Source organism: Macrococcus epidermidis, from assembly GCF_003259695.1.
GTDB lineage: Bacteria > Bacillota > Bacilli > Staphylococcales > Staphylococcaceae > Macrococcoides > Macrococcoides epidermidis.
This window is the reverse complement of record NZ_PZJH01000001.1, coordinates 706,658-723,001: the sequence shown is the minus strand read 5'-3', so window position 1 is coordinate 723,001 and position 16,344 is coordinate 706,658. Positions and strand designations below refer to the sequence as shown.

Genomic DNA, 16,344 nt, shown 5'->3' with positions numbered 1-16,344 from the left:
TCGTCATTTTAGAAAGTATTAATTCTAATGACCAAAACAAAAAACTAATTAAATTAAAAATTAAAATGAGTCTCCATTCGTTGATTATTAATTTCTTTTTTTCAATGTTTTGAAGGTAGTATATTTCTCTAGATCGTGTACTATTAATACTATATCTAAATACACTTAATGCAAACATTAACATAATATAAAAAGTCATATTATAAGGTGAAAATGCAGAGACTTCATCATTTCTTATTACAAAAAGAAATATATCGAATGCAATCGTAGCTATAAATAATCCTGCATACACCCATTTGTATCTATTGAACACTATTAACAACTTCAACTGATTGATCATGATGCACACGCTCCCTTTTCTTAAAGTACATCAGCTCATCGATATTTACTTTTCGAATTGATACTTCATTACCAAATAATTCTTCCATTGCCTGAGCTTCTTTTGTTAATGCTGTAAAGCTATCTTCAAAATATTCTGTTCCGATCAATAATCCATTAATCTCATCATCTAATATATATGCTGGTCCTCTTACAATTTTATAATCATCTAATATCACATCTTTTTCATCCATCATTAGTAGTTTTCCTTTTTCAATATATGCAATATAATCTGCAATTGATTCAAGGTCAGACGTGATATGCGTCGAAAATAATATCGTCATTTCTTCATCGAGCATTAAATCCTGAAATATCTTTAATAATTCCACTCTAAACGTCGGATCAAGATTTGATGTTGGTTCATCTAAGATAAGCAACTTAGCTTGATGACTGAGTGCAGTTGCTAAACTGAGTTTCACCTTCATCCCTTGTGATAAATGTTTAATCTTAGTTTTAACAGGTACTTCGAAGCGGTCTAAATAGTTATAGTATGCACTGCTGTCCCAATGCTCAAAATACATCTTCATAATCGTTTCCAGTTTTTTTGCATTCATCCACTCAGGAAAGTGGTTTTCACTGAATACAATACCTATTTCTGAAAGTATCCCTGCTCTATCTTCATAATAAGTTTGATCAAATATCTTTATTTCTCCACTATCTGGTGTAGTAAGATTTAATAGTTGATAGATAAGCGTCGTTTTCCCTGCACCGTTTTCACCGATAAGTCCTGTAATGTAGCCCATTGGTATATGAAGACTTGGTATATCTAGTACAAATTTATTTTGTTTAAACTTTAAATTAGAAATTTCGATTACATGCTTTGTCATGTTTATTCCTCCCATAAGTCTTTTGACAAATCTATAAAATCTGTTTTATCGAAGTTTAGTTGTTTTGCAAGTTGTATTGCACTAATGATCATTTTTTCTAATTCTTTATTGGATTGTTCTTCGATCATTGCGATATTTCCTTCTGAGACAAATGTTCCTTTACCAGGTATTGTATATAGATATCCTAAATCTTCTAAATCTTTATACGCTCTCTTCGTCGTAATAACACTAATGCCCAGCATCTTTGCAAGTGCACGCATCGACATTAAAGATTCTCCTTCTTTTAATTCCTTTGACATAATCAGCCGAATAATTTCAGATTTTAATTGTTCATAAATTGGTAAATCACTTTTTGGATCAAAATGAATGTTCAATATGTCACCTTCTTTAACGTTATACTGTATATATACAATATACACAGTATATACGATTTTGTAAAGTGATTTAGTGCGCAAATATAAATTATTTTTATTATTTTTATTGTTTTTATTAGGTATATTATGTTTATTACAAACTATTTTTATATAGAAAAAGAACCGATAAACCATTGTTTATCGGTTCTAAATTTCACATTTTATTCCAGTAATTCAAGGTCATCATCTGAATTCAGCATGTCATAGTACACACCACGTGATGCGATTAAATCACTTTGTTTACCCGCTTCTATGACTTCTCCTTGATTTAATACGACTATCTTATCTGCTTTTTTCACTGTATTTAATCGATGCGCAATGATAATACTAGTTCTTCCATGCATAAGTTTTTCAATCGCTTCCTGTAACTTCATCTCAGTTACAGTATCAATATTACTTGTTGCTTCATCGAGCAAAAGTATTTTAGGATTTAATACGAGTGCACGCGATATATTGATTAATTGTTTCTCACCTTGTGATAGATGTGTTGATTCAAAAGTAATTTCTGTATCAAATCCATGTTCAAGTCTCATAATAAAGTCATATGCATTGGCATCTTTAGCAGCCTGAATCATCACTTCATCACTAATGTCCTGATTTTTATATTTAATATTTTCTCTTATCGTCCCATCAAATATAAATGGATCCTGTAATACATATGCCATCTGGTTACGAAGGGTTGACTTTGGTATATCTTTAATATCGATGTCATCAATCTTTATAATGCCACCTTGTATTTCATAAAATCTGGCAAGCAGTTGAATGATCGTCGTCTTTCCTGCACCTGTTGCTCCGACAAGCGCTAAAGATTCACCAGTTTTCACTTCAAATGATACGTTATTAATTGTTGGTTTCGTCTGTTCTTCATTATATTTGAATACTACATTTTCTAGTAGTATATCACCTTTTATTTCAAGGTTACGATTCGCATTATCTACGTCTATTTCTTCTTCAGTATCGATAATTTCAAATACACGTTCAGCACCACTTAATGCACTTAACACTGTATTAAACTGGTTTGCTAGATCATTTAATGGTCGCGTAAATTGACGTGCATATTCTGCAAATATAACGATTGTTCCAACTGTTATACCGTATCCTTTTAACGCTAAAATACCACCGATACCGGCAACTATTGCAAATGAGATATTATTAAATAAGTTCATCACTTTCGGAATGAAACCAGAATACGTCACAGACCAGAAACTATTGTCACGTACATTGCTATTTTTTTCATTAAATCCACTAATGACTTCTTGTTCCTGTGAGAATACTTTTACAACAACTTGTCCTGAAATAATTTCTTCAATATAACCATTCATTTCCCCAATTGCTTTTTGTCTGCGTTTATAAAGTGGTCCAGTTCTTCTTGTAATCCACTGCATCGCAATAAACATCAGCGGAATAATAATCATCGTCAGTAATGTGAGTAATGGTGACAACATCAGCATCACGATAATCGTTCCAATGATTGTGATAACAGATGATGTAAACTGTATAAATGATGAATTTAATACTTGTGATATTGTATCAATATCATTTGTCATACGGCTCATCAGTTCACCATGTTGTCGTTTATCGAAGAAAGGTATCGGTAACTTCTGCATATGTGAAAATAATTGCATTCTTAGTTTATATACAGTATCCTGCGCGATTGTGACCATGATAATTGCTGCAATATATGATGTTACAGATAATAATATAAATATGATAAGTAAAATCCACAAATCCTGTGTCAGACCATCAAACTTTTTTGGAATGATTTTATGATCAATAATTTTACCAATCATATATGGCCCAAGCAATCCTAATAAGGAGGAAATAATCACACACATAATTACGACAAATAGTTTAAAATGTGCATCATCCATCAACTGCCATATTCTCTTCATTGAATATTGCCAGTTCTTCGCATTCGGTATTGTGTTCCCTCGTTGATCAGTTTTTTGTTTTTTCTTCCTTAAATCTTCTTTCGTTAATATAAATTCATGTCCCAGAATTGATTTAGGCACCTACCTCACCTCTTTCCTGAGAATCATTGATTTGTTGATACAGCTCCGATGTCTTCAGTAAAGTTGCATGGTCTCCGAAGCCAACTACTTTACCTTGATCAAGCAGTAAAATATGATCAGCTGTTTTTGCAGTTTCAATTTTTTGACTTACGATAATACGAGTCATCGGTAGTTGCTGTAAAGTATTAAATAGTTTTGATTCTGTATGTATATCTAAAGCTGAAGTCGAATCATCGAGTATTAAAATATTCGGCTCACGAATAATTGCACGCGCTATTGCGATACGTTGCTTTTGGCCACCAGATAAATTAACACCTTCCTGGCCAACACGTGTTTTATACTGCTGATCAAAATCCATAATATTATCGTGAATTTGTGCAATTTCAGTTGCTCTCATCACTTCACTTTCGCTCGCCAGTTGATTGCCAAATATAATATTGTCGAATACTGTACCTGTAAACAGTGTATTCTTCTGAGGAACATAGCCAATCATTTCTCTTAAATAGCTTTCCTGATATTCTTTTATATCTTTTCCATCAATGCGTATCTGACCTTTTGTTGGTTCATACATTCTAGGGATTAAACTTAACATCGCAGATTTTCCTGACCCTGTCGCCCCCATAACGACAAACTTTTCTCCGGCATTCACTTTAAAATTGATATTCTCCAGTACATTTCGATGTGATAAAGGATATTTAAAGTCTACATCTATAAACTCTACACTTGCGCCACCAGCATGAGGCTGAATATTAGTTTCTAAAAGATCTTCATCAACAGGAGTTTCAAGGACTTCAGTCATACGATCACTACTTGCTTTTGCACGTGAGAAAGCAATGATAATAAAAGCAAACATTGAAAATCCGCCTTGCATACGCAATGCATAATTGATTACAGCGACAAGTGCTCCAACATTTAACGCATTTTGCGTAACGTCTTTTGCACCCATATAAATCACTATTAAAAGTGCAATATTCATAACTATTAATAAGAACGGTAAAATGCGTTCCATCAATTTAAGTGCTTTAACAGTGTCATTCTTTAGTAATGATGAAGTGTTTTCAAATTTTGAAGTTTCGTATGCTCCACTTAAATTTGCACGGATCATTCTTACTGAAGATAAATTCTGTTGAATGGTACGATTGACACCGTCCAGCTCTTTTTGAACACGTTTAAAGAGTTTCATGCCACTTCTTGCTGATATGTATAAAAAGATAAAGATAATCGGACTTCCTATAAGTAAGTAAATTGCTAAATGAGGGGCAACCATAAAACTCATAATAATACTACCGATGACGAGTAATGGTGCGCGTAACATAATTCTTAAACTCATGAATAGCACCATTTCACATGCAATCACATCACTTGTAAGACGAGTTATAATACTCGAAGTACTAAATTGCTCAAGTGTTGCTAAAGAAAACTTTTGAATATGCTGAAACAAAGCTTCTCTTAAGTCAAATGAAAACCCATGACATACATGACTTGCCACAAATGAATTAATGATACCACAAATAAATGCTACAATACTCATTACAAGTAAAAGACCTAAATAAAAGAACGTTTGATTCAAATCATTCTTTAATATCCCTTCATTGATAATCTGGGATAAGATGACAGGCAAACTTAACTCAACAGCTAGTTCCAGTAACATCAGGATTAAAGCAAAGATGATATAACCTGAATATGGCTTCGTAAACTTTAATATCATATTCCCACCCTCTTTCTTATTCATATTATGCCATTAAATAAATTAATTAAAAATAAATATACTTACTCTTTGGCAAGTCAGATATACTAGCGTATAATAGATTAGAAAAAACAAATGAATTGGAGCTAATTAAATGTCAATACTTACTCAATTAATGGATTTTATATTACATATCGACGAACATCTCGTTAATATCGTAAAAGAATACGGCACACTTACATATGCAATATTATTTGGTATCGTATTCGTAGAAACAGGTTTAGTCATCATGCCATTCTTGCCCGGTGATTCTATGTTATTTGCAGCAGGAGCATTAGCACCACAAGGCGCATTAAATATTTGGTTTTTATTTATATTATTATCACTCGCAGCGATTATTGGTGATACCCTAAACTACCATATCGGTAAATGGGTAGGATACGGTATCGTGAATCATCCAAAAATCGGCAGATTAATCAAACAGGATCACATGTTAAAAGCAGAAAACTTCTTCAATACATATGGTGGAAAAACAATCGTTATTGCAAGGTTTATGCCATTTATCAGAACTTTTATCCCATTCGTAGCCGGAGCAAGTTCTATGAAATACAGCTACTTTATTCTATATAACATCATCGGTGCTGTTGCATGGGTTGGAATTTGTCTTGCGGGTGGGTACTTCTTCGGAAATATACCGATTGTAAAAAATAATTTTGAAATTGTACTTATTCTTATTATCTTAGTTTCAATCCTACCTGCAGTTATAAGCGTTATTAAGAACCTACGAAACAAATAAGGAGTTAAGTGAATGAAGCAATTAATTTTATTTTTATGCAGTTTAATCATTATACTCGCTGCATGCGATAATAATCAAAAAGAAGAAAACAAAACTGTGAATACTACACAGAAACAAGAAAATATATCTTTACCACCCGTTAAAAGCATGAAAGATTTTCCTTTAAATTTCAAAGTGCGCTCACTTTCACAAAAGCAAGCTGGAGATGAAACTCAGTTTATCGTAAAGTATCGATTTACAGAACAGCTGGCAAAGTATCTATCAAAAGAGAAACCATCTTTAAGCTATAGGTTAGAACTTCCGAAATCACTTTATACGGTTAACGGTACGAATACAAATGATCAGCCATTTATCACACCTACCAATAATAATGGTAAGATTAATACTGATGGTACTATTACTTTTAGTTTTAATACACAGACACATCCTGATTTAACTAAACAATATATAAGAAACGATGCAATTAAACTGCATGTATTAAACGCAAATGAACGTGAATTCTTTACCATTGCAGATCTCGGTTCAAACGCAGAACAATATCATATTAGTAAATAAATATTTAAGTAATTAAGTAAATTTTGTGAATTACAAAAAGGAGAGACAATTGTCTCTCCTTTTTGCTTTGCTGCCTACTTATCTTAATTGATCGAACAATTTTAATTTCAACGTTTGTTTTTCCGATTCATTCTGAATTGCTTGAGTTTCATAAATTTGAGTTATCGTTGCTGGTTTACCATTGAGTACGATAATACGGTCAGACATTGAAATCGCTTCTTCAATGCTATGCGTGATCATAAGTACAGTCTTACCTGTTTCTTTAATCAATCCCTTTAGCCACTGCTGCATATCCACACGTGTAATTTCATCTAATGCAGAAAATGGTTCATCGAGTAACAATACTTGATGGTTTGTATTTAATGCACGTAAGAAAGACACGCGCTGTTTCATACCTCCAGATAAACTGGCTGGATATTGATCTTTAATACCAGTAAAACCCGCACGCTCTAATAATGATAAACTTTGATCTTGGTTATTTTCTTTTCCAATTTCAGTAGCAAGCTTTATATTATCTTCTACAGTACGCCATGGCATTAAAGAACTCGTTTGAGGCATAAATGAAACATGCCCGGTAGTCATCACTTTCTTATCGTTAATATAGACTTCTCCAGATGTTTGTTCTAATAGTCCACCTATAATATTAATAAGCGTTGACTTTCCAGATCCACTCGGCCCTAGAATTGCAATAATTTCATTCTGCTGTACTGTAAGATTGATATCAGTTAATACTTGTTTGTCTCCATATTGATGTGAAACATTTTGTATTGTTATTAAGTTATTCATGATTCCACCTCAATACGAAACGTTTTATCGCTTCTATTACTATATATATTATTAATGCGAATATAATGATCCAGACAATCGCAACGAAAACCTGATCGACTTGAAATGCACGTTGTGCAAGTATCATAAATTTACCTAAACCTTTGTCACTTCCTAGCCATTCAGAAATAATCGCGCCCATTACTGAATATGTGCCAGCAATCTTCAAACCATTAAAGAAAAACGGCATACTGTTTGGCCATTCTAATTTTGTAAATAGTTCCATGCGTGAAGCACCCATCATCTGCATATATTTCTTTAAATCTTTATCTGTCTCGTGAAATCCTTCCAGCAAACTCACTGTTATGGGAAAGAAACAGATTAAAGTAATCACAATGAGTTTCGGTAGTAGACCAAATCCAAACCATATAACAAGTAACGGTGCAATAACAATAACAGGGATATTCTGACTCATAATGAGTAATGGATATATATAATCATTTAATACTGGTATTAAGTTAAGTATGACCGCAAATAATACACCACAAATAATTGAACAAAATAAACCTAATAACACAAGTTGTATCGTAGGTAACAGATGTGGAAAGTATTCAGGAAAATCTACTACAAATGACTTTGCAATAGCACTTGGCGCAGGTAGTGTATAGGGATCGACTTTTAACAACCATACAAGCCCTTCCCATACAAGCAACAAGCAAATCATAAACAATGAGAATTTTATTGCTTTAATCATCGATATTTCTCTACCAATGCATCCATAGATACTGTCTCGGCATGATAGAATTTCACCTGAGAAATAATAGAAGGACAACCTAATGCACGCATACGATGGTTCATTTGTTCAATTAATGGCAACAGTTCATGCATATCACCTTCAATACTTGTCTCAAGTGGTGATACGACAAATTTAAGTCCTGATTGTTCAATCACTTCAATCGCAGCATCGACATATGGTATTACATCCTGACCTTCGGGTGTTTTTGGGATGATTTGAATGCTCATTATTGTATTCGCCATTATTTACCCTCCACAAATTCATTTGTAAATGCATCTTTTGCTACAAAATCATTTTTAATAATTTTATTATCTTTTAAATACTTCGCATAATTGGCCCATACTTTCTCATCCTGAATACCCCAAGATTTTGCATCATCTTGATATTTCGGTGATAAATAGCTTTGAGATTTATAGACTAAATCTTTTTGTTTCTTTAATTCCGGTGCTGATTTAATTAAAATATTCGCACTTTCTTTTTCGTGTTTAATCGCATATTCATATCCTTCTTTTACGGCTGCCATAAACGCTTTAGCTGTATCCGGATTTGATTTTAAATATTTTTCATTGGCAATAATGATAGGTGTATAATAATCTAGATTTTTATCATAATCCGTTAAGTATTGCATGTTTACGTCAATATTTCTTGTTTCTGCTTCAATACCGGTCCACCCATAGTATACCCATGAGAAATCAATATTTTTCTTAGAAGCCGAGAAGAAGTCAGTATTCCCCATATTGACAATCTTTGTTTTATTGATATCAGCATTTTCTTTTTTCATTAATGTTTCAATAAAAGCCTTCTCAATTGGTGCACCCCAGCCACCGTACGTTTTACCTTCATAATCTTTTGGAGATTTAATATTTTTATCTTTTAAACTCATAAAACCACTTGTGTTATGCTGAATGATTGTACCGATTGATTTAATAGGTACACCTTCAGAACGAGATTGCGTCACCTGCTCCTGCGCACTAATACCAAATTGAACATCTTTCTTATTTGCAGCTATCATCTGATCAGCAGTAACATCACCAGGTGTTTTAATGTCAACATCCAGACCATGTTTCTTAAAGAAGCCTTTTTCTTTTGCCACATAAATACCCGTATGGTTCGTATTTGGTGTCCAGTCTAACATCATCGTAACTTTTTCAGTTTTGTTACTATTTGTCTTACTTGTTGATTGATTAGTATCCTTACTTTCTTCGCTACCACAACCAGCTAATAATACTGCACAACTCATACCTACTAATAAACTTTTTTTCATCTTATTTTCCTCCAAATAAAAAACACAACCTACATGTAAAGTTGTGTCAACAAGCGACACTTCCCTACGCTAGTTTTATCTAGATCAGGTGAATAAGGGTTTAGGACCAATGTCCATTCTCAGAATGACTCCCCTAGTGTTTTTAGTTATTTTATTTTCCTTTACAAGTATACCAAAGAAATACCTAGTATCAAATGTTTAAGACTTAATTGGTGCTCTCTTTAACAGAAATATTTTTTGATTATTCTACTTTAAATTTCTTATTAGAGATAGTTATTTAAATATTAAAATCCTCTATTATTTTCAAATTTTTAATTATATAATAAATTGAACCAATTGGAGGCGAAAAAATGAAAAGATTTCAAAATATCAATAAAAAAATGATTATCTCTGCATTATTACTATCAAGTATGGCTACAACGCAAGTTATGCCAGTCAATCACGCAGAGGCGGCTGTAAAAACTTATAAGAAATATACCTTTGATAGAGGAACTATTGTATATAGTAAACCATCAATATACAGTTACCAGGTGGCTAACCTATTACCTGCGACGAAAGTTCGCGGCTCAAATGTAGGATCTTACCTTAAACTAACGTATCCTGCTCAATATAAAGGAATGTACATCCACAGATCTAAGTTGACATCTACGGCACCTAATTCTAATAGTGGTTATACGTTATATCCGGGTTACAATGGGATAAAAGTTTATTATCTTCAACGTAAATTAGGTATACCTTATTCACCTTATACTTCGACAATGAACGAACGTACAGTTAATGCAGTGAAAGCTTATCAAAAAAGAAATGGATTAAAACCGACAGGTATTGTAACTAAAAGCCTTTGGACCAAAATGTTCGGTAATTCGGTTGCATTTAACATTGATGCTCGGAAAAAACCAAGTGTTGTAGCAACGAATGCAAATCATAAGACACGTATTAATGCGATGATTAACTATGCCAACATACAAGTCGGAAAGCCCTATATATGGGGAAGTACAGGAGAAGCCGGTTTTGATTGTTCAGGATTATTATTACAGGCGATGCGTGCTGGTGGATTTGATCCGAAAGGAATATCGAACTTCAGCAATGTTAGACCACAATCAGATTTAGCAAATGAATTATGGAAAAACAGAGCGTTTTCATATGTCAGTATTAATAATATTCAACGTGGAGATTTAATATTCTATATTAGAGGAAATGGTACAGCTGGACATGTTTCATTATATCTAGGTAACAACCAAATATTACATTCACTTGACAATAAAGTAAAAATCGTATCTGGTTATAAAAATCAATATGGTTACTATAAATTAGGTGTAAAAAGACCGTTTAAATAACTATTAAGTTGCAAAAAGCGCTTTAGCAAAATGTTCATTGCTAAAGCGCTTTTAATTATATTATTTAAATTCAGCCATTAAAGCTTCAAATTTAGATGGATCCATTTCAATCGACTCTTTGGCCAATGATTTTGAGTAACCATTTAATTGTTCTGCATAACTTGGTGTTTCAGTATCATGATAAATAATACCAGTTAATAATCCATTATGTTCTATTACAGTGTTTAATGCCTGTTTTTTGTCTTTATTGTCATAACCTTCGATATCGTTTAAAGAAACTAAGTTTTCTTTAAACCAGTCGTACGTATTTACTTTATTGTAAGTCACACATGGAGAGAATACATTAACGAATGCAAACCCTTTATGGTTAATCGCCGCTTCAATAATTGCTGTTAATTCTTTAATATCACTTGAGAAACTTTGTGCTACAAATGTAGCCCCTGAAGTGATTGCAAGTTCTAATGGTGATACATTTTTCTCAATAGAACCTAGTGGCGTTGTTTTTGTCACAAATCCATGTGCTGAACTTGGTGATGTTTGACCTTTTGTTAATCCATAAATCTGGTTATCCATTACGACATATGTTAAATCAATATTACGACGAATGGAGTGGATTGTATGTCCCATACCAATTGCGTATCCATCTCCGTCACCACCTGAAGCGATAACTGTAAGTTCCTGATTTGCCATTTTAACACCTTGTGCCATCGGTAATGCTCGGCCATGAATTGAGTGAACACCGTATGAATTAATATAACCTGATAAACGACCAGAACATCCGATTCCTGTAATAACTGCTAATTCTTCAGGTTCTAAACCTACGTTAGCACATGCTTTTTGTATTGCAGCCTGTACTGAGAAGTCACCACATCCTGGACACCAGTTGGGTTTCACACTATTTCTAAAATCTTTAAATGTTGCCATTTAGATGCGCTCCTTTACTTCTATTACTTCATTGATTTTTGCTTCAATTTCTTTCGGTAAGAATGGAGTTCCATCATATTTTGTGAAGTTCGTAATCTTACCTTCATGCATCGTATTCATCTTGATGATGCTTGATAACTGGCCTGCATAGTTATGTTCAGCGACAATAACTTTCTTCGCTTTATTAATAGCACCTTGTACTTCATCTGTCGGGAAAGGATGTAATTGTTTAATGTGCAGGTGGTTAACCTGGCCATCAATTCGTTCAATTGCTTCATCAATTGCACCATACGTTGATAAGTAGCCGATGACTAATACATCCGCTTCTGCATGATTTTCTTTATAATCAACAGGTTCTGATATTTTTAACTGTTCTATTTTACGCATACGTTTTTCCATTTGTTTCGCACGGTTTACCGGGCTTTCAGAAGGCTTACCTTCTTCTGTATGCTCTACTCCTGTAACGTGATGAATACCGTTTTTAACACCCGGAATCACACGAGGCGATACACCACTTTCAGTTACTTCATATCGTTTGAAGTATGATTTATCTTCACGTGGCTCAACTTCAGTAATTAAGTTACCACGATCAATTTTAATACGGTTAAAGTCTAAATGAGGCACTGTATGTTTACCCATAGAAAGTTGTAAGTCACTTAATAAAATAACTGGGCACTGATATTGCTCAGCTAAGTTAAATGCTTCTGCTGTTAAGTAGAATGCATCTTCAGCTGTTGTCGGTGCTAATACAATCTTCGGAATATCACCATGCGTACCGTAAATCATCTGCATTAAGTCTGATTGCTCTTGTTTCGTTGGTAAACCTGTTGATGGACCACCACGCATTGTGTTAATGACCACAAATGGTTGTTCTGTCATACCGCTTAATCCGATGGCTTCCATCATTAAAGATAAACCTGGACCAGCTGAAGCAGTAAATGCTCTAACGCCGCCATAGTTCACGCCAATTGCCATAACGGCCGCTGCAATTTCATCTTCAGTCTGAATAACCGTACCACCGAAATCAGGTAACTTATCAATCATGTACTCCATAATCTCACTCGCAGGCGTGATAGGATAAGCTGCCATAAAGCGTGCTCCACCAGTTATTGCACCTAATGAGATCGCGTCATTACCAATCATAAATAAATGCCCTTCTTCAGTTGACGGATTTAATGTAAACGTATGGAAATCTTCTTGTTCCATTAAATCAAAACCTGCATGTAAAGCCTGTTTGTTTAATGCACAAATCTTTTCTCCCTTTTTACCGAATATGTCATCAACTAATACTTCAAAATGTTTAAGGTCTACACCAATTAGACTTGCACTCGCACCAATTGCTACCATGTTCTTCATTAATGCAGTGCCAAGTTCTTTTGCAATTTCAGTAAATGCGATTGGGAAGAACTTACCTTCATAATCTTCAGGCTTTTCCGGATCAAACTTGCTATCTGCTAAAATAATGCCTGTTTCATTCATTTCATGATAGTTCACATCAATTGTTTCCTGATCAAATGCCACTAATATATCTAAATCATCGCTGATTGAATGTACTCGAGTTGTAGAGACACGAATTTTGTTATTCGTATGTCCACCTTTAATACGACTTGAGAAATGTCTATATCCATATAAATAATAACCTAATCGATTCAGCGCAGTTGAAAACATCTCCCCAGTACTTTCAATACCCTCACCTTGCTGTCCGCCGACTTTCCAAGAAATTTGAGATTTCATAAATACCCTCCTACTTTAATCACTTATTATAATATAACAAAGAACCACTTGTCTTAACATAGACAAGTAGTTCTTCAATAAAAAATCAGTCGAATGGCCGATACGATTAATCTAATTCAATTTCACCAAAATTATCTTCGTATTGATTGACTACATCATCCAGGATGTCTTTAAGATAAACTGCAAGTTCTGGATTAACAATAAATGCTTCATAATATACATCTTCAAAAGCAGTATCCTGTTCGAATTGTAATAGGAATGCGATTTGACTGAAAGCTACTTCAAAATCATGAATATATAATAATGTCTCATCTAATGATTGTATGTCATTATCATGTGTATTATAGAAATCTACATTATATTTATCAATTTCACCTTCAAATTTTTTGTAATCTTTTAGTGGTTCAATAAAAGTCTCAGCAATGACCTTTGCCACAATTCCTGACATAACAAGTTTTCTTTGTTTAACTGTGCCCGCTGGTGTAATTTGTTTGAATGTGAGTATAATATTTTTATCAAATAACATTGCTTCAGCATAATTATAAAAATCAAGTGAATCGTCTGTATAACTGATTTGATCTCTTTTATTTAAAAATGGTTTTTCATTTTTCTTACTAAACATTCTTACCTCTCCTATTTCAATGGGTTATCTTGATTAATTAATATTCTTTCTATCTTCTTCGTTGTCCCATCTGCTTTAAGCTCTACAAAAACGCCACTTAGCACGCCTCGTCCTTTTTCCGGGACGACGTGTTTAACCGGCATCGACGTTAAAAAGCGATGGATGACTTCATCTTTATTAATACCTAATATACCATCATAATAACCAGTCATGCCAACATCGGTGATAAAACCAGTACCTTTATCAAGAATTCGGTTATCACTTGTCTGAATATGTGTATGTGTACCTACAACAACACTTGCACGTCCATCCACATAATATCCAAATGCGCCTTTTTCACTTGTTGTCTCAGCATGAAAATCAACAAAGATATAATCTGTTTCTTTTTTAGCAGTTTCATAAAGAATATCGAACTTTTTAAATGGACAATCAATCTGCTGCATAAATGCGCGCCCCTGCAAATTGATGAAAGCAATCTTTTTGTCATTAAATTTGATAATCTGCATTCCTTTTCCAGGATTATCATCCGGATAGTTTGCGGGACGTATCATCTTTACATCACTATCTAATAATTCATAACTATCACGCTGGCCGTACGTATGATTGCCGAGCGTTACGCAGTCTACACCTAAAGTCATCATTTCCTTATAGATTTTTTCTGTAATCCCTCGACCATGTGCTGCATTTTCACCATTAACAATCGTTATATTCGGTCCATATTTTTTCTTCAGTTGTGGTAAATATTCTGCTAGCATCTCTCTACCGATAGCACCAACAACATCACCAATAAATAATATTCTCATAGCTTCCTCATTCTTTCATTCGTGTTGTTTTCAATCTTAAATAACATATATAACATAAAAATAGTGCTAGAATCAATGTGAGCAATGGATAAAATATAAAAAGATGAAAAATATAATGACTCAGATGCTGTTTCGGTAAAGTATTAAAACCAACTAAATTCATGCGATTATTCCACACACCATCTAAATCAATCGATTCAAGCGTCGTTTTACCAACTGTATTGTCATCATGACTTTGTAAACCGATATAACGAATATCTTCTTTATTTTGCTGCATTAACATTAATAATGTTTCACCAGTCGCTATTTTCTTTTCAAAGATTAAGGGAGTATTCACATAATGATTATTCAATTGTTGAATCGTTTTTATCTTCATATTAACTTCCTGTTTGTTAACCCGGATTTCTTTCACACGTTTTTTGCTAATATCCTCTGTGAGAATTAAAGCTTGATCGCCCAACTGATATTCACGAGAATAGGTTTTACTCTTTTTCATCAACCTTTGATATTCATCCATATTATGCGCAACTATTTCTTTCCCTTTATCATCAATAAATATATGTTCAACACTAATCATATCAACATTAATATTATCAGCTGCTTTCACTTCAGTAATATTCTTTTTATCAATCGTTAGTTCAGTTAATAATCTTTCGTTGTTTGCACCTTGTCTGTTTGAATGAAGTTTGTATGCTTCAAGGAGCGGTAATAAAGATAATAAAATTAATATTGCAGCTATACATAAATAAATCTTTACACGTTTTTCCATCGCTTCACTCCTTATACAATATGTATACCTATAATATTATCACCTGCAAAGGCGAATTGAATAGCAGTATATTTCCCGCAGAAAATAGAAGTTAAAATATCAATATTGCTTTTTTTGATAGGTGGTAAATGAATGAAGACCTCTCTTTTATTTTCACTAAGTTCACTTAATTGTTTATTTATTAGATTATCACGATGATTTTTAATCACTTCACTCTTTTGGTTTGCATCAAAAAAATATTTATTGATGATATTACTATTTTGCTCCATTTTACTTTGCATTGTCGTAACGCTATCATTATCGGTTATTTGCTGTAACATTGACTTTATCTTTGGTTGTTCATATAACTGAAGTAAATCTTGCAGAGGATGGCTAATGGATTTCATAGCATTCTTTTGCGCTTTAATTGATGTCTCCTTCATCCTGGAAAAAGCAGTGTATTCTTCATGAATGCAATATGATTCAAAGTGATCAGACATATCAGGTAAATTGATATTCGTTTGAATGCTTAATCCCAAATCATTTGGTAATGCGTCAAAAAACAATGCATATAGTGGTAATATGGTTTGTGTAATCTCCTCTTTATGATGTGTATCCATCAAATTCATCATCCTTTCAAGCATATGAATAATTTAATTATAATATATTTCCATTATAGATAC

The 16,344-nt window shown here is 33.4% G+C and carries 17 protein-coding genes and 1 riboswitch; of the genes, 3 read left to right on the top strand and 14 right to left on the bottom strand.

The window, feature by feature from the left end:
- Positions 1-302: 302 nt before the first annotated feature.
- The 4 genes from BHU61_RS03750 to BHU61_RS03735 all read right to left on the bottom strand — a co-directional run bounded on the left by BHU61_RS03750 (position 303) and on the right by BHU61_RS03735 (position 5,338).
- Positions 303-1,205, bottom strand: coding sequence for an ABC transporter ATP-binding protein (locus BHU61_RS03750; protein ID WP_170122442.1), 903 nt, complete (start codon positions 1,203-1,205; stop codon positions 303-305).
- Between the two features lie 2 nt (positions 1,206-1,207).
- Positions 1,208-1,579, bottom strand: a complete 372-nt coding sequence (locus BHU61_RS03745) for a GntR family transcriptional regulator (protein ID WP_242444214.1) — start codon at positions 1,577-1,579, stop codon at positions 1,208-1,210.
- Positions 1,580-1,779: 200 nt separating this feature from the next.
- Positions 1,780-3,630 (bottom strand): ABC transporter ATP-binding protein, encoded by a 1,851-nt coding sequence (locus tag BHU61_RS03740; protein ID WP_111714722.1) that lies wholly within the window; start codon positions 3,628-3,630, stop codon positions 1,780-1,782.
- On the bottom strand, positions 3,623-5,338 hold the full coding sequence (locus tag BHU61_RS03735) for an ABC transporter ATP-binding protein (protein WP_111714721.1): 1,716 nt from the start codon (positions 5,336-5,338) through the stop codon (positions 3,623-3,625). The genes BHU61_RS03740 and BHU61_RS03735 overlap by 8 nt, the downstream gene beginning before the upstream one ends.
- Positions 5,339-5,471: 133 nt before the next feature.
- Between BHU61_RS03735 and BHU61_RS03730 the strand changes: the two genes are divergently transcribed.
- A complete protein-coding gene (locus BHU61_RS03730) occupies positions 5,472-6,113 on the top strand; it encodes a VTT domain-containing protein (protein WP_111714719.1) in 642 nt (213 codons plus the stop codon).
- A gap of 12 nt (positions 6,114-6,125) precedes the next feature.
- Positions 6,126-6,668 (top strand): hypothetical protein, encoded by a 543-nt coding sequence (locus BHU61_RS03725; RefSeq protein WP_111714717.1) that lies wholly within the window; start codon positions 6,126-6,128, stop codon positions 6,666-6,668.
- A 78-nt stretch (positions 6,669-6,746) separates the two neighbouring features.
- On the opposite strand, the gene BHU61_RS03720 is transcribed toward BHU61_RS03725, so the two are convergent.
- The 4 genes from BHU61_RS03720 to BHU61_RS03705 are packed head-to-tail and all read right to left on the bottom strand — an operon-like array spanning position 6,747 to position 9,493.
- Entirely contained in the window at positions 6,747-7,454 is a 708-nt protein-coding gene (locus BHU61_RS03720) for an ABC transporter ATP-binding protein (RefSeq protein WP_111714716.1), read from the bottom strand.
- Complete coding sequence (locus tag BHU61_RS03715) at positions 7,447-8,187, bottom strand: ABC transporter permease (protein ID WP_111714714.1); 741 nt, start codon at positions 8,185-8,187, stop codon at positions 7,447-7,449. Before BHU61_RS03715 ends, BHU61_RS03720 begins: the two co-directional genes overlap by 8 nt.
- Positions 8,184-8,471, bottom strand: coding sequence for a thiamine-binding protein (locus BHU61_RS03710; RefSeq protein ID WP_111714712.1), 288 nt, complete (start codon positions 8,469-8,471; stop codon positions 8,184-8,186). The genes BHU61_RS03715 and BHU61_RS03710 overlap by 4 nt, the downstream gene beginning before the upstream one ends.
- Positions 8,471-9,493 (bottom strand): ABC transporter substrate-binding protein, encoded by a 1,023-nt coding sequence (locus tag BHU61_RS03705; RefSeq protein WP_111714711.1) that lies wholly within the window; start codon positions 9,491-9,493, stop codon positions 8,471-8,473. The genes BHU61_RS03710 and BHU61_RS03705 overlap by 1 nt, the downstream gene beginning before the upstream one ends.
- Positions 9,494-9,537: 44 nt before the next feature.
- Positions 9,538-9,638: riboswitch (TPP riboswitch) on the bottom strand.
- 205 nt (positions 9,639-9,843) lie between these two features.
- On the opposite strand from BHU61_RS03705, the gene BHU61_RS03700 reads away from it, so the two are divergent.
- Positions 9,844-10,830 carry an NlpC/P60 family protein gene (locus tag BHU61_RS03700; protein ID WP_111714709.1) on the top strand — a complete coding sequence of 329 codons (987 nt, stop codon included), beginning with the start codon at positions 9,844-9,846 and terminating at the stop codon, positions 10,828-10,830.
- A gap of 60 nt (positions 10,831-10,890) precedes the next feature.
- On the opposite strand, the gene BHU61_RS03695 is transcribed toward BHU61_RS03700, so the two are convergent.
- From BHU61_RS03695 to BHU61_RS03670, 6 genes are all read right to left on the bottom strand, one after another.
- Positions 10,891-11,754, bottom strand: coding sequence for a 2-oxoacid:ferredoxin oxidoreductase subunit beta (locus BHU61_RS03695; protein ID WP_111714707.1), 864 nt, complete (start codon positions 11,752-11,754; stop codon positions 10,891-10,893).
- On the bottom strand, positions 11,755-13,488 hold the full coding sequence (locus tag BHU61_RS03690) for a 2-oxoacid:acceptor oxidoreductase subunit alpha (protein WP_111714705.1): 1,734 nt from the start codon (positions 13,486-13,488) through the stop codon (positions 11,755-11,757).
- 106 nt (positions 13,489-13,594) lie between these two features.
- Positions 13,595-14,110: a hypothetical protein gene (locus tag BHU61_RS03685; protein WP_111714704.1), complete on the bottom strand. Its 516-nt coding sequence runs from the start codon at positions 14,108-14,110 to the stop codon at positions 13,595-13,597.
- 11 nt (positions 14,111-14,121) lie between these two features.
- Positions 14,122-14,913, bottom strand: a complete 792-nt coding sequence (locus BHU61_RS03680) for a TIGR00282 family metallophosphoesterase (protein ID WP_111714702.1) — start codon at positions 14,911-14,913, stop codon at positions 14,122-14,124.
- 7 nt (positions 14,914-14,920) lie between these two features.
- Positions 14,921-15,682 (bottom strand): hypothetical protein, encoded by a 762-nt coding sequence (locus BHU61_RS03675; protein ID WP_111714701.1) that lies wholly within the window; start codon positions 15,680-15,682, stop codon positions 14,921-14,923.
- A gap of 11 nt (positions 15,683-15,693) precedes the next feature.
- Positions 15,694-16,281 (bottom strand): hypothetical protein, encoded by a 588-nt coding sequence (locus BHU61_RS03670; RefSeq protein ID WP_111714699.1) that lies wholly within the window; start codon positions 16,279-16,281, stop codon positions 15,694-15,696.
- Between the last annotated feature and the right edge of the window lie 63 nt (positions 16,282-16,344).